The organism is Streptomyces sp. NPDC017095 (genome assembly GCF_044332325.1).
In the GTDB taxonomy this organism is placed as follows: domain Bacteria; phylum Actinomycetota; class Actinomycetes; order Streptomycetales; family Streptomycetaceae; genus Streptomyces.
This window is the reverse complement of record NZ_JBIROU010000016.1, coordinates 69557-83368: the sequence shown is the minus strand read 5'-3', so window position 1 is coordinate 83368 and position 13812 is coordinate 69557. Positions and strand designations below refer to the sequence as shown.

Genomic DNA, 13812 nt, shown 5'->3' with positions numbered 1-13812 from the left:
TACCGACGAGTACGACACGGAGGACTCGCGTGAACCTGCTGCTCGCCGAGGTGGCCCAGGCCACCCAGCGGCTGGCCGACGCCGGTGTGCCCTCGCCGCGCAACGACGCGGAGGAGCTGGCCGCGTTCGTGCACGGCGTGAAGCGCGGTGGACTGCACTCCGTGAAGGACGCCGACTTCGACGCCCGGTACTGGGAGGTCATCGCCCGGCGCGAGCAGCGCGAGCCGCTCCAGCACATCACCGGACGGGCCTACTTCCGCTATCTGGAGCTCCAGGTCGGCCCCGGGGTGTTCGTGCCCCGGCCGGAGACCGAGTCCGTGGTGGGCTGGGCGATAGACGCGGTGCGCGCCATGGACGTCGTGGAGCCCTGCATCGTCGACCTGTGCACCGGGACCGGCGCCATCGCGCTCGCCCTCGCCCAGGAGGTGCCGCGCTCGCGCGTGCACGCCGTGGAGCTGTCCGAGGACGCCCTGGTGTGGACCCGCAAGAACGTGGCCGGCTCCCGCGTCGACCTGCGCCAGGGCGACGCGCTCACCGCCTTCCCCGACCTCGACGGCCAGGTCGACCTGGTCATCTCCAACCCGCCGTACATCCCGCTCACCGAGTGGGAGTACGTCGCGCCCGAGGCCCGCGACTACGACCCGGAGATGGCGCTGTTCTCCGGCGAGGACGGCCTCGACCTGATCCGCGGCATCGAACGCACCGCGCACCGGCTGCTGCGTCCCGGCGGGGTCGTCGTGATCGAGCACGCCGACACCCAGGGCGGCCAGGTGCCGTGGATCTTCACCGAGGAGCGGGGCTGGGCCGACGCGGCCGACCACCCCGACCTCAACAACCGGCCCCGGTTCGCCACCGCCCGCAAGGCGCTGCCGTGACCGTCCCGACGACCTACCACCCGCAGTACGTGTACGAGGAGGCCCGCTAGTTATGGCACGGCGATACGACACCAACGACGCGACCGACCGCGCGACGGGTCTGCGCGAGGCCGCGTCCGCCGTCCGCCGGGGCGAGCTGGTGGTGCTGCCGACCGACACGGTGTACGGCATCGGCGCCGACGCGTTCTCCGGCCAGGCCGTCGCCGACCTGCTCGACGCCAAGGGCCGCGGCCGCAACATGCCCACGCCCGTCCTCATCGGCTCCCCGAACACCCTGCACGGCCTGGTCACGGACTTCTCCGAGCTGGCCTGGGAACTGGTCGACGCGTTCTGGCCGGGCGCCCTGACGCTCGTCGCCCGGCACCAGCCGTCCCTCCAGTGGGACCTCGGCGACACCCGCGGCACGGTCGCCGTGCGCATGCCGCTGCACCCGGTCGCCATCGAACTGCTCACCGAGGTCGGCCCGATGGCCGTCTCCTCGGCGAACCTCACCGGCCACCCCGCGCCGGAGGACTGCGACGCCGCGCAGCAGATGCTCGGCGACTCCGTCTCCGTCTACCTCGACGGCGGCCCCACCCCGGGCAACGTCCCGTCGTCCATCGTGGACGTCACCCGCGAGGTGCCGGTCCTGCTGCGCGCGGGCGCGCTCTCCGTGGAGGAGCTGCGCAAGGTCGTACCCGACCTCGAGGTGGCGAATTGACGGCCCCTGAGGCGGGGCGTGGCATAGCTGCCCGGGGCTGGAGCGCGGAGGAGACGACCACGTTCGGGTTTCCCCGCGACACCTTCCGCATCCTGCACGTCAGCACCGGCAACGTGTGCCGCTCGCCCATCACCGAGCGGCTGACGCGGCACTTCGTCGCGGAGCGGCTCGGTGTGCTCGGCGGCGGGCTGATCGTGGAGAGCGCGGGCACCTGGGGCCACGAGGGCGCGCCGATGGAGTCGCACGCGGAGACCGTGCTGGCCGATTTCGGCGCGGACGCCACCGGCTTCACCGGCCGCGAGCTGCTGGACGAGCACGTGATCCGGGCCGACCTGGTGCTCACCGCCACCCGCGACCACCGCGCCCAGGTCATCTCCATGGGCCACTCGGCGGGGCTGCGCACCTTCACCTTGAAGGAGTTCACCCGCCTGGTCCGGGCGATAGATCCGGCCACGCTGCCGCCGCTGGAGGACGGGGTGGTCATGCGGGCCCGGGCGCTGGTGCGCGCGGCGGCGGCGCTGCGCGGCTGGCTGCTCGCCCCGACCGCCGAGGCGGACGAGGTGTACGACCCGTACGGCGCGCCGCTGACCTTCTTCCGGTCCATCGGCGACGAGATACGGGACGCGCTGGACCCGGTGGTGACGGCGCTGACGGGCGTACCCGCGCACACCTGACCGGACACGCACGGCCGTGACGGCCGCGCGGGCGCCGCACCCCGGGCCTACATTGGGGTTACGTCACCGTCGACCGCCCGGAGTCCGCCATGCCGGTCAGCACCGCCCACGACACCGATGTCCTGCGGCGGCAGGACCCGGCGATGGCCGAAATCCTCTTGGCCGAGCTGGAGCGGCAGTCGACCACGCTCCAGCTGATCGCCGCCGAGAACTTCTGCTCGCCGGCGGTGCTCGCCGCCCTCGGCTCGGCGCTCGCCAACAAGTACGCCGAGGGCTATCCGGGCGCCCGGCACCACGGCGGCTGCGAACTCGCCGACGTCGCCGAGCGCACCGCCGTCGACCGGGCCAAGGCCCTGTTCGGCGCCGGACACGCCAACGTCCAGCCGCACTCGGGCTCCTCGGCCGTGCTGGCCGCCTACGCGGCCCTGCTGCGCCCCGGCGACACGGTCCTCGCCCTCGGCCTGGCCCACGGCGGCCACCTCACCCATGGCTCGCCGGCCAACTTCTCCGGCCGCTGGTTCGACTTCGTCGGCTACGGCGTGGACGCGGAGACCGGGCTGATCGACCACGACCAGGTGCGTCACCTGGCGCGAAACCATCGGCCCAAGGCCATCGTGTGCGGTTCCATCGCCTATCCCCGGCATCCCGACTACGCCTTCTTCCGGGCGGTCGCCGACGAGGTCGGGGCGTATCTGATCGCGGACGCGGGCCATCCGATCGGACTGGTCGCCGGGGGAGCGGCGCCGAACCCGGTGCCGTACGCCGACATCGTGTGCGCCACCACCCACAAGGTGCTGCGCGGCCCGCGCGGCGGGATGATCCTGTGCGGACCGGAACTGGCCGAGCGCGTCGACCGGGCCGTGTTCCCGTTCACCCAGGGCGGCGCCCAGATGCACACCATCGCCGCCAAGGCCGTCGCGTTCGGCGAGGCGGCGACACCCCTGTTCGCCGGCTACGCCCACCGGGTGGTCGCCAACGCGCGCGTGCTGGCCGGCCGGCTGGCCGCGGAGGGACTGGCCGTCGTCACCGGCGGCACCGACACCCATCTGATCACCGCGGACCCGGCCCCGCTCGGTGTGGACGGCCGCGGTGCGCGCGCCCGGCTCCTCGCGGCCGGCCTGGTGCTGGACTGCTGTGTGCTGCCGCACGGTGACGGCCGGGGCCTGCGCCTGGGGACGGCCGCGGTGACCACGCAGGGCATGGGCGAGCCGGAGATGGAGCGGATCGCATCCCTGCTCGCGGCCGTGCTGCGCGGGGAGACCGAGCCCGCCGGGGCGCGCGCGGAGGTGCGCGCGCTCACCGGCCGGTTCCCGCCGTATCCCGGCTGAGCGGGGGTAGCCGGACGGTGTGCACAGCCACACGTGCAACCATCATCCCTACCCGGCAGTCCTCATCCATATGCGTCCGTCGCTAGGGTGTGGGGCTGTGATGGCCAGCGAGACCTGTGGGGAAGCCCGTGCGTGAATACCTGCTGACGCTCTGCATCACGGCCGCGGTGACGTATCTGCTGACAGGGCCGGTACGGAAGTTCGCGATCGTGGCCGGGGCGATGCCGGAGATCCGGGCCCGGGACGTGCACCGGGAACCCACTCCGCGGCTCGGCGGTATCGCCATGTTCTTCGGCCTGTGCGCGGGCCTGCTGGTCGCGGACCACCTGACGAACCTGAACGAGGTCTTCGCGAAGTCCAACGAGCCGCGGGCGCTGCTCTCCGGTGCCGCGCTGATCTGGCTGATCGGCGTCCTGGACGACAAGTTCGAGATCGACGCGCTGATCAAGCTGGGCGGCCAGATGATCGCCGCGGGCGTGATGGTCATGCAGGGTCTGACGATCCTGTGGCTGCCCATCCCGGGCGTCGGCAACGTCGCGCTGACCCAGTGGCAGGGCACGCTGCTGACGGTGGCCCTGGTGGTCATCACCATCAACGCGGTGAACTTCGTGGACGGCCTGGACGGTCTCGCGGCCGGCATGGTGTGCATCGCCGCGGGCGCGTTCTTCCTGTACGCCTACCGGATCTGGTACTCGTACGGCATCGAGGCCGCCGCGCCCGGCACGCTGTTCGCGGCCATCCTGATGGGCATGTGCCTGGGCTTCCTGCCGCACAACATGCATCCGGCGCGCATCTTCATGGGCGACTCGGGCTCGATGCTGATCGGGCTGGTGCTGTCGGCGGGCGCGATCTCGATCACCGGCCAGGTGGACCCGGACGCCCTCGCCCTGTTCACGGGCTCGGAGAAGGCGGCGGTCCACCAGACGGTCCCGGTCTACATCCCGCTGCTGCTGCCGCTGACCATCATCGCCGTGCCGGCCGCCGACCTGGTGCTGGCGATCGTCCGGCGCACCTGGCGCGGCCAGTCCCCGTTCGCCGCCGACCGCGGCCATCTGCACCACCGCCTGCTGGAGATCGGCCACTCGCACAGCCGGGCGGTGCTGATCATGTACTTCTGGTCGGCGCTGATCGGTTTCGGGGCGCTGGCGTACTCCGTCAACTCGGCGTCCATGTGGATCGTGCTGGGCGTGGTCTTCCTGAGCGCGGTCGGTCTGGGCCTGCTGCTGCTCCCACGCTTCACCCCGCGCGTACCGCTGTGGGCCCAGCGCTTCGTCCCACCGCGCTACCGCAGGCGCGGGATCGGCGCCGGGACGGCCGGCCCGGCGGTTCCGGAACCCGACGAGACCGCGGGAGCAGCCGACACCGAGGGCGCCGGCGGCACCGGCGGCACCGAGGGCGCCGGGGACTCTTCGAGCGCCGGGGAGGGCGGGCCGAGCGAGGGCCGGACCGCCGTGCCGGCCGGGGTGCCGGGGGTCAACGGGGCCACTGCGATCGGCGCCCGATCGCGTTTCGTCGGCCGCCGCTGAGGCGGCCAAGGTAAGAATCTGACTAGAGCATTGCCAACTCGTGGGGGAGCAAAGACCCCCAATACCAGACAAGAGGGCGCGGTTTCTGCACAGACGTGCACTGTCACTCTCATGTGTGACAGCGAGCACACCCAGCAGGTAAAGACCTCATCAAATAGTTTGTGATACGGTTCACGAGAACCCGGGATAGAGCCGAAGGACCGACTGCGACGGTCCCTTGGCGTGAGGTCTCGACCACTCCGCCCGGGACTACGCTCGTCCATGACGACACCCTGCCCCCTGTGAAAGCGGAGTTGCCGCCATGCCGTCCAATGACGCCCGGATCCTGACCCAGGCCGCCGTGCCCACGGCTGCCGTCGGCGCTGTCACCGCCGTCGTCAGCGCTGTGGTCGCCGGTGGCAAGGGAGCGATCGGGGCCGTCGTGGGGACGCTGGTGGTGATCGTGTTCATGGGACTCGGTCTCTACGTGCTCCAGCGCACCGCCAAATCCTTTCCCCAGCTGTTCCAGATGATGGGCCTGATGCTCTACGCGGCCCAGCTTCTGCTGCTGGTCATCTTCGTCGCGCTGTTCAAGAACACGACGCTGTTCAACCCCCGCGCCTTCGCCATCGCGCTCGTGGTCACCACCCTCGCGTGGATCGCCGCGCAGACGCGTGCCCACCTGAAGGCGAAGATCCTCTACGTCGATCCCGAGGCCTCGTCGAAGGGCGGCAAGCCCGAGAAGACAGGGCACTCGTCGTGAGAGGTAGGGCCGGGATAAAGGCGCACGAGAGATGCTGCTATCGTCCGGTGCCAACTGCGGCATCGCGGGCGCGGGCATCTGAGCTGACGCCTGCTCATTCGCGAGGCGAGATGCCCCACAGCCGCCCCCACATCCGTAACACCAGTCCCGTGCCGACCCGCGGCAGCAGGCCGCGCCGACACAACGAGGTTGCCGTACCTATGCGCCACGATGAAGGAGCCCGCGGTGAGTGCTGACCCGACGCAGACGCTCGCTTTCGACACGAGCTGCCACCTGTTCGACGGGTGCGGCTTCCCGGCTCCGGGCCTGCACTCGTTCCTGTTCAAGCCGCTCTGGGGCGACGCGGACAGCAACTTGTACTTCAACAAGACGATGCTGCTGGCGCTCCTCGGTTCCATCATCATCGTGGGCTTCTTCTGGGCCGCCTTCGCCAAGCCGAAGCTGGTCCCGGGCAAGCTCCAGCTGGTGGCCGAGGCCGGTTACGACTTCGTCCGCCGCGGCGTCGTCTACGAGACCATCGGCAAGAAGGAAGGCGAGAAGTACGTCCCGCTCGTCGTCTCGCTCTTCTTCTTCGTCTGGATGATGAACCTCTGGTCGATCGTCCCGGTCGCCGCCTTCCCGGTGACGTCGATCATCTCGTACCCGGCCGTCCTGGCCGGCATCGTGTACATCACCTGGGTCTCGCTGACGTTCAAGCGGCACGGCTTCGTCGGCGCCTTCAAGAACTTCACCGGCTACGACAAGACGCTCGGCCCGGTGCTGCCGCTGTCGATGACGATCGAGTTCTTCTCGAACCTCCTCGTCCGGCCCTTCACCCACGCCGTGCGACTGTTCGCGAACATGTTCGCCGGTCACACGCTGCTGCTGCTCTTCACGATCGCCAGCTGGTACATGCTGAACGGCATCGGCATCGCCTACTCCGGTGTCTCGTTCGTCATGGTCATCGTGATGACCGCCTTCGAGCTCTTCATCCAGGCTGTCCAGGCGTACGTCTTCGTACTGCTGACCTGCAGCTACATTCAGGGCGCGCTCGCCGAGCACCACTGAGCCCCCCGTCTTACTCACCCAGACATCCGGTGGCCAACCCCCACCGGTCATTGAAAGAGAAGGAAGAACCGGCATGTCCGCTCTCGAAACCCTTGCCGCCGGCGTCCAGATCAAGGGCAACCTCGGCTCCATCGGTTACGGTCTCGCCGCCATCGGCCCGGGCGTCGGCGTCGGCATCATCTTCGGCAACGGTACGCAGGCCCTGGCCCGTCAGCCCGAGGCGGCCGGTCTGATCCGCGCCAACCAGATCCTGGGCTTCGCCTTCTGTGAGGCGCTCGCCCTGATCGGTCTGGTCATGCCGTTCGTCTACCCGGCCTCCTGACCCGACCGCCGCGCACCAATAGACGAAAGGCACTGATATGAGCCCCCTGGTTCAGCTGGCGGCTGAGGAGGCCGAGAACCCCCTCATCCCGCCGATCCCAGAGCTCGTCATCGGCCTGATCGCCTTCGTCATCGTCTTCGGCTTCCTCGCCAAGAAGCTCCTCCCGAACATCAACAAGGTTCTGGAAGAGCGCCGCGAAGCCATCGAGGGCGGTATCGAAAAGGCCGAGGCCGCGCAGACCGAGGCCCAGAGCGTCCTTGAGCAGTACAAGGCCCAGCTCGCCGAGGCCCGGCACGAGGCCGCGCGCCTGCGCCAGGAGGCGCAGGAGCAGGGTGCCGCGCTCATCGCCGAGATGCGGGCCGAGGGCCAGCGGCAGCGCGAGGAGATCGTCGCCGCCGGTCACGCCCAGATCGAGGCCGACCGCAAGGCCGCGGCGTCCGCGCTGCGCCAGGACGTCGGCCGGCTCGCCACCGACCTGGCCGGCAAGCTGGTCGGCGAGTCCCTCGAGGACCACGCCCGCCAGAGCCGTGTGATCGACCGCTTCCTCGACCAGCTTGAGGAGAAGGCCGAGGCCACGCGATGAACGGAGCGAGCCGCGAGGCCCTGGCAGCCGCACGGGAGCGTCTCGACGCGCTGACGGACTCCACGTCCGTGGCCGCCGCGCAGCTCGCCGACGAGCTGGCGGCCGTCACCGCGCTGCTCGACCGCGAGGCCGGACTGCGCCGGGCCCTCACCGACCCGGCGCAGCCCGCGGAGGCGAAGGCCCAGCTGGTCCTGCGTCTGATCGGCGGCCAGGTCGGCGGCGCGACCGTCGACCTGGTGTCCGGGCTGGCCCGGTCCCGCTGGTCGCAGCCGCGTGACCTGGTGGACGCGCTGGAGGAGCTGGCGGACATCGCCGACCTCACGGCCGCGGAGCAGACCGGCACCCTCGACGACGTCGAGGACGAGCTGTTCCGGTTCGGCCGGATCGTCTCCTCCAGCACCGGTCTGCGCGCCGCGCTCACCGACCGCGCCGCCGGCACCTCGGCCAAGTCCGAGCTGCTGCACCGGCTGCTGGGCGGGCGGGCCAAGCCGGCCACCGAGCGTCTGGTGACGCGTCTGGTGACCGCGCCGCGCGGACGTAGCCTGGAAGCGGGACTGGAGTCCCTGTCCCGGCTGGCCGCGGAGCGCCGCAACCGCATGGTCGCCGTCGTCACCTCGGCGGTGCCGCTGAGCGACGGGCAGAAGGAGCGCCTCGGCGCCGCCCTGACCAAGCTCTACGGCCGCCGGATGCACCTGAACCTCGACGTCGACCCTGAGGTCGTCGGCGGGATCCGGGTGCAGGTCGGTGACGAGGTCATCAACGGCTCGATCGCGGACCGGCTGGACGAGGCCGCCCGTCGCATGGCGAGCTAGAGCAGCACCTCGGATATTTCGAAAAAGCAGTACGTACTTACGGCCCTGGTTGGGCCGTGCAGAGGATTCACCTCCTGTTGGGGGGAGTCCCCATCCCCCCAAAGTGAAACTTCGGGCCCAACAAGGAGAGCAGGGAACCCAGATGGCGGAGCTCACGATCCGGCCGGAGGAGATCCGGGACGCGCTGGAGAACTTCGTCCAGTCGTACAAGCCGGACGCGGCCTCGCGCGAGGAGGTCGGTACGGTCACCGTCGCCGGCGACGGTATCGCCAAGATCGAGGGTCTGCCCTCGGCCATGGCGAACGAGCTGCTGAAGTTCGAAGACGGCTCCCTCGGTCTCGCGCTGAACCTGGAAGAGCGCGAGATCGGCGCGGTCGTGCTGGGCGAGTTCAGCGGCATCGAGGAGGGACAGCCGGTCACGCGGACCGGTGAGATCCTCTCCGTCGCGGTCGGCGAGGGCTACCTCGGCCGTGTCGTCGACCCGCTCGGCAACCCGATCGACGGCCTCGGCGAGATCGACACCGACAGCCGCCGCGCCCTCGAGCTGCAGGCCCCCACGGTCATGCAGCGCAAGTCGGTGCACGAGCCGATGGAGACGGGCTACAAGGCCGTCGACGCGATGACCCCGATCGGCCGTGGCCAGCGTCAGCTGATCATCGGTGACCGCCAGACCGGCAAGACCGCCCTGGCCGTCGACACGATCATCAACCAGCGCGACAACTGGCGCTCGGGCGACCCGAAGAAGCAGGTCCGCTGCATCTACGTCGCCATCGGCCAGAAGGGCTCCACCATCGCCGGCGTGCGCCGCGCGCTGGAGGAGAACGGCGCGCTGGAGTACACGACCATCGTCGCCGCCCCGGCGTCCGACCCGGCCGGCTTCAAGTACCTGGCGCCGTACACCGGTTCGGCCATCGGCCAGCACTGGATGTACCAGGGCAAGCACGTCCTGATCATCTTCGACGACCTGTCGAAGCAGGCCGACGCCTACCGCGCCGTGTCGCTGCTGCTGCGCCGCCCGCCGGGCCGTGAGGCCTACCCGGGTGACGTCTTCTACCTGCACTCCCGGCTGCTGGAGCGCTGCGCCAAGCTGTCCGACGAGGAGGGCGCGGGTTCCATGACCGGTCTGCCGATCGTGGAGACCAAGGCCAACGACGTCTCGGCGTTCATCCCGACCAACGTCATCTCCATCACCGACGGCCAGTGCTTCCTGGAGTCGGACCTGTTCAACGCCGGTCAGCGTCCCGCGCTGAACGTCGGTATCTCCGTCTCCCGAGTCGGTGGTTCCGCGCAGCACAAGGCGATGAAGCAGGTCTCCGGCCGCCTCCGTGTCGACCTCGCCCAGTTCCGTGAGCTGGAGGCGTTCGCCGCCTTCGGTTCCGACCTGGACGCGGCCTCGAAGGCCCAGCTGGAGCGCGGTCAGCGCATGGTCGAGCTGCTGAAGCAGGACCAGTACCAGCCGATGTCCACCGAGGACCAGGTCGTCTCCGTCTGGGCCGGCACCACCGGCAAGATGGACGAGGTGCCGGTCGCCGACATCCGCCGCTTCGAGAAGGAGCTGCTGGAGCACCTGCACCGCAAGGAGCAGGGCCTCATGACCTCCATCCGCGAGGGCGGCAAGATGTCCGACGACACCCTCACGGCCATCGCCGACGCGATCGCGGACTTCAAGAAGCAGTTCGAGACCTCGGACGGCAAGCTGCTCGGCGAGGACACTCCTGCCGCTGCCGCCAAGTGACGTAAGGAAGGGACCTGACTCATGGGAGCCCAGCTCCGGGTCTACAAGCGTCGCATCCGATCCGTCAGCGCGACCAAGAAGATCACCAAGGCGATGGAGATGATCGCCGCCTCGCGCGTCGTCAAGGCGCAGCGCAAGGTGGCGGCCTCCACGCCGTACGCGACCGAGCTGACGCGCGCGGTCACGGCGGTCGGTACGGGTTCGAACACCAAGCACCCGCTCACCACGGAGGCGGAGAACCCGGCCCGTGCCGCGGTCCTGCTCCTCACGAGCGACCGCGGTCTGGCCGGCGCCTTCAACTCCAACGCCATCAAGGCGGCGGAGCAGCTGACCGAGCGCCTGGAGCGCGAGGGCAAGCAGGTCGACACGTACATCGTCGGCCGGCGCGGTGTCGCGCACTACAACTTCCGTGAGCGCAAGGTCGCGGAGTCGTGGACCGGCTTCACCGACGAGCCGACGTACGCGGACGCCAAGAAGGTGGCGGCGCCGCTGATCGAGGCCATCCAGAAGGACACGGCCGAGGGCGGCGTGGACGAACTCCACTTCGTCTACACCGAGTTCGTCTCGATGATGACGCAGACGGCGCTCGGCGCCCGGCTGCTTCCGCTGCGCCTCGACGAGGTCGCGGAGGAGACCGCCCCGCAGGGCGAGATCCTCCCGCTGTACGACTTCGAGCCCTCGGCGGAGGACGTCCTCGACGCCCTGCTGCCGCGGTACGTGGAAAGCCGTATCTACAACGCGCTGCTCCAGTCGGCCGCTTCGAAGCACGCCGCCACGCGGCGCGCGATGAAGTCGGCCACCGACAACGCGGGCGAGCTGATCAACACGCTCTCCCGTCTTGCCAACGCGGCCCGCCAGGCCGAAATCACCCAGGAAATCAGCGAGATCGTCGGTGGCGCCAGCGCTCTGGCCGACGCGACCGCGGGGAGTGACCGATAATGACCACCACTGTTGAGACCGCGGCGGCTACGGGCCGCGTCGCCCGGGTCATCGGCCCGGTCGTCGACGTGGAGTTCCCCGTCGACGCGATGCCGGACATCTACCAGGCGCTGCACGTCGAGGTGGCCGACCCGGCCAACGCCGGCGAGAAGAAGACGCTGACCCTGGAGGTCGCCCAGCACCTGGGTGACGGCCTGGTCCGCACCATCTCCATGCAGCCGACCGACGGTCTGGTCCGCCAGGCCGCGGTCGTCGACACCGGCGCGCCGATCTCGGTGCCGGTCGGCGACTTCACCAAGGGCAAGGTGTTCAACACCCTCGGCGAGGTCCTGAACGTCGACGAGACCTACGACGGCGAGCGCTGGCCGATCCACCGCAAGGCCCCGAACTTCGACGAGCTCGAGTCGAAGACCGAGATGTTCGAGACGGGCGTCAAGGTCATCGACCTGCTCACCCCGTACGTCAAGGGCGGCAAGATCGGCCTGTTCGGCGGTGCCGGCGTCGGCAAGACGGTGCTCATCCAGGAGATGATCTACCGTGTCGCCAACAACCACGACGGTGTCTCCGTGTTCGCCGGTGTCGGTGAGCGCACCCGTGAGGGCAACGACCTCATCGAGGAGATGACCGACTCGGGCGTCATCGACAAGACCGCCCTGGTCTTCGGTCAGATGGACGAGCCCCCGGGCACCCGTCTGCGCGTCGCGCTGGCCGGCCTGACCATGGCCGAGTACTTCCGTGACGTCCAGAAGCAGGACGTGCTGTTCTTCATCGACAACATCTTCCGCTTCACGCAGGCCGGCTCCGAGGTCTCCACGCTGCTCGGCCGCATGCCGTCCGCGGTGGGCTACCAGCCGAACCTGGCCGACGAGATGGGTCTCCTCCAGGAGCGCATCACCTCGACCCGCGGTCACTCGATCACCTCGATGCAGGCGATCTACGTCCCCGCGGACGACCTGACCGACCCGGCCCCGGCCACCACCTTCGCCCACCTCGACGCGACGACGGTGCTCTCCCGTCCGATCTCGGAGAAGGGCATCTACCCGGCCGTGGACCCGCTGGACTCCACGTCCCGCATCCTGGACCCGCGCTACATCACGGCGGACCACTACAACGCGGCCATGCGCGTGAAGACGATCCTGCAGAAGTACAAGGACCTCCAGGACATCATCGCGATCCTCGGCATCGACGAGCTGGGCGAGGAGGACAAGCTGGTCGTCCACCGCGCCCGCCGGGTGGAGCGCTTCCTGTCCCAGAACACCCACGTCGCCAAGCAGTTCACCGGCGTGGACGGCTCGGACGTGCCGCTCGACGAGTCGATCGCCGCGTTCAACGCGATCTGCGACGGCGAGTACGACCACTTCCCCGAGCAGGCCTTCTTCATGTGCGGTGGTCTCGACGACCTCAAGAAGAACGCCAAGGAGCTGGGCGTCTCCTGAGCCCCGTGCTCGTCTGAGGGGGCGGGCGCGTCCCGCCCCCTCATCCACGCCCACTAGAATTGACCCCAACACCCGGCGCCCCTGCCGGGTGGTGACCCGAGGAGCCACCCTTGGCTGCTGAGCTGCACGTCGAGCTGGTCGCCGCGGACCGCCAGGTCTGGTCCGGCGAGGCCACCCTGGTCGTCGCGCGCACCACGTCCGGCGACATCGGCGTCATGCCCGGTCACCAGCCGCTGCTCGGTGTGCTGGAGTCGGGCCCGGTGACCATCCGTACGAGTGAAGGGGGAACGGTCGTCGCCGCGGTGCACGGCGGTTTCCTCTCGTTCGCGGACAACAAGCTGTCCCTGCTGGCCGAGATCGCCGAGCTGTCGGACGAGATCGACGTCCAGCGCACGGAGCGGGAGCTGGAGCGGGCGAAGGCGGAGGGCGACGCCGCCGCCGAGCGCCGCGCGGACGTCCGACTGCGTGCTGCGACGGCACGCTGAACCAGCCGCGCGGTACGTTGACGTCACTCAGCCGCGGCCGGCCCGGAGCAATCCGGTGCCGGTCGCGGCTGAGGCAGATGTGGGTGTTTTTTCCGTTTCATTACTCAGGCATACAAGCAGTTCGCCTACCTAGGAGACGAGGAGGTCGGTGTCGATGGTCCTCGCTCTGACTGTGTGCGGAATCGTGGTCGCGCTCGTGCTGGTGGGGCTGTTCCTGTTCGGCCTGCGGCGCCGGCTCATCCAGCGCTCCGGCGGTACCTTCGACTGTTCGCTGCGCTGGGACCTGCCGGAGAAACCCGACACCGGCGGCAAGGGCTGGTCGTACGGCGTCGCCCGCTACAACGGCGACCGCATCGAGTGGTACCGGGTCTTCTCCTACGCCGTCCGTCCTCGCCGCGTCCTGGAGCGGGCGCAGATCGAGGTGGCCGGGCGCCGGCTGCCCGAGGGCGAGGAGGAACTGGCGCTGCTGTCCGACTCGGTGGTGCTGGCCTGTGTGCACCGGGGCACGCACCTCGAACTCGCGATGAGCGAGGACGCGCTGACCGGTTTCCTCGCCTGGCTGGAGGCGGCCCCGCCCGGCCAGCGGGTGAACGTGGCGTAGCCGCGGT

The 13812-nt window shown here is 69.7% G+C and carries 15 protein-coding genes; all 15 read left to right on the top strand.

Annotated features, from left to right (window positions below):
- Nucleotides 1-29 precede the first annotated feature (29 nt).
- The 15 genes from prmC to ACH4OA_RS27805 all read left to right on the top strand — a co-directional run bounded on the left by prmC (nt 30) and on the right by ACH4OA_RS27805 (nt 13805).
- Entirely contained in the window at nt 30-875 is an 846-nt protein-coding gene (gene prmC / locus ACH4OA_RS27875; protein ID WP_397943550.1) for a peptide chain release factor N(5)-glutamine methyltransferase, read from the top strand.
- Nucleotides 876-927: 52 nt separating this feature from the next.
- Nucleotides 928-1575 (top strand): L-threonylcarbamoyladenylate synthase, encoded by a 648-nt coding sequence (locus ACH4OA_RS27870; RefSeq protein ID WP_365880325.1) that lies wholly within the window; start codon nt 928-930, stop codon nt 1573-1575.
- Entirely contained in the window at nt 1572-2249 is a 678-nt protein-coding gene (locus ACH4OA_RS27865) for a protein-tyrosine-phosphatase (protein ID WP_397943552.1), read from the top strand. The genes ACH4OA_RS27870 and ACH4OA_RS27865 overlap by 4 nt, the downstream gene beginning before the upstream one ends.
- An 89-nt stretch (nt 2250-2338) precedes the next feature.
- Nucleotides 2339-3577, top strand: coding sequence for a serine hydroxymethyltransferase (glyA, locus tag ACH4OA_RS27860; protein WP_397971743.1), 1239 nt, complete (start codon nt 2339-2341; stop codon nt 3575-3577).
- Nucleotides 3578-3705: 128 nt separating this feature from the next.
- Nucleotides 3706-5103, top strand: a complete 1398-nt coding sequence (locus ACH4OA_RS27855; protein ID WP_397943556.1) for an MraY family glycosyltransferase — start codon at nt 3706-3708, stop codon at nt 5101-5103.
- A 301-nt stretch (nt 5104-5404) separates the two neighbouring features.
- Entirely contained in the window at nt 5405-5845 is a 441-nt protein-coding gene (locus ACH4OA_RS27850) for a hypothetical protein (RefSeq protein ID WP_365872076.1), read from the top strand.
- A 210-nt stretch (nt 5846-6055) separates the two neighbouring features.
- Complete coding sequence (atpB, locus tag ACH4OA_RS27845; protein ID WP_397943558.1) at nt 6056-6892, top strand: F0F1 ATP synthase subunit A; 837 nt, start codon at nt 6056-6058, stop codon at nt 6890-6892.
- Between the two features lie 73 nt (nt 6893-6965).
- Nucleotides 6966-7214, top strand: a complete 249-nt coding sequence (locus ACH4OA_RS27840; RefSeq protein WP_018544514.1) for an ATP synthase subunit C — start codon at nt 6966-6968, stop codon at nt 7212-7214.
- Between the two features lie 37 nt (nt 7215-7251).
- Nucleotides 7252-7797 (top strand): F0F1 ATP synthase subunit B, encoded by a 546-nt coding sequence (locus tag ACH4OA_RS27835; RefSeq protein WP_365872080.1) that lies wholly within the window; start codon nt 7252-7254, stop codon nt 7795-7797.
- Entirely contained in the window at nt 7794-8609 is an 816-nt protein-coding gene (locus ACH4OA_RS27830; protein ID WP_365872082.1) for a F0F1 ATP synthase subunit delta, read from the top strand. Before ACH4OA_RS27835 ends, ACH4OA_RS27830 begins: the two co-directional genes overlap by 4 nt.
- 142 nt (nt 8610-8751) lie before the next feature.
- Complete coding sequence (gene atpA / locus ACH4OA_RS27825; protein WP_365872084.1) at nt 8752-10344, top strand: F0F1 ATP synthase subunit alpha; 1593 nt, start codon at nt 8752-8754, stop codon at nt 10342-10344.
- Between the two features lie 21 nt (nt 10345-10365).
- Complete coding sequence (locus tag ACH4OA_RS27820; protein WP_397971740.1) at nt 10366-11283, top strand: F0F1 ATP synthase subunit gamma; 918 nt, start codon at nt 10366-10368, stop codon at nt 11281-11283.
- Nucleotides 11283-12719 carry a F0F1 ATP synthase subunit beta gene (gene atpD / locus ACH4OA_RS27815; protein ID WP_365872088.1) on the top strand — a complete coding sequence of 479 codons (1437 nt, stop codon included), beginning with the start codon at nt 11283-11285 and terminating at the stop codon, nt 12717-12719. The genes ACH4OA_RS27820 and atpD overlap by 1 nt, the downstream gene beginning before the upstream one ends.
- Nucleotides 12720-12829: 110 nt before the next feature.
- Nucleotides 12830-13204, top strand: a complete 375-nt coding sequence (locus ACH4OA_RS27810) for a F0F1 ATP synthase subunit epsilon (protein WP_365872090.1) — start codon at nt 12830-12832, stop codon at nt 13202-13204.
- A 154-nt stretch (nt 13205-13358) separates the two neighbouring features.
- Nucleotides 13359-13805, top strand: a complete 447-nt coding sequence (locus ACH4OA_RS27805) for a DUF2550 domain-containing protein (protein WP_365872091.1) — start codon at nt 13359-13361, stop codon at nt 13803-13805.
- Nucleotides 13806-13812 lie beyond the last annotated feature (7 nt).